This window comes from Klebsiella sp. HN106, assembly GCF_051209435.1.
GTDB classification, from domain to species: domain Bacteria; phylum Pseudomonadota; class Gammaproteobacteria; order Enterobacterales; family Enterobacteriaceae; genus Klebsiella; species Klebsiella oxytoca.
The window spans coordinates 1-288 of sequence record NZ_JBLURD010000259.1 but is presented as its reverse complement, the minus strand read 5'-3'; the positions used below and the strand labels follow the sequence as shown (position 1 = coordinate 288).

The following is a 288-nucleotide window of genomic DNA, read 5'->3' as shown; positions in this document are numbered from 1 at the left end:
ACTCCGCCAGCTATTTTTCGCCGACGCCGCAAACGTGGCTGGATCTGATCCGCGCCTCCAGCGCCATCCCCGGCTTTTATCGCAGCGGCGTGTTGCTCGACGGCGTTAGCTACCTGGACGGCGGCGTCAGCGATGCGATCCCGGTGCAGGAGGCGGCCCGCCGCGGCGCCCAGACCATCGTGGTGATCCGTACCGTCCCTTCGCAGATGTTTTATACCCCGCAGTGGTTCAAGCGGATGGAGCGCTGGCTGGGAGAGAGTAGTCTGCAACCGCTGGTCAATTTGGTGC

1 protein-coding gene is annotated in these 288 nt (G+C 63.9%); it reads left to right on the top strand.

All coding sequences use genetic code 11. From position 1 onward, the window contains the following. Nucleotides 1-288, top strand: a 288-nt coding sequence (locus ACSIPU_RS31160; RefSeq protein WP_435322570.1) for a patatin-like phospholipase family protein, incomplete at both ends; no start/stop codon positions are given.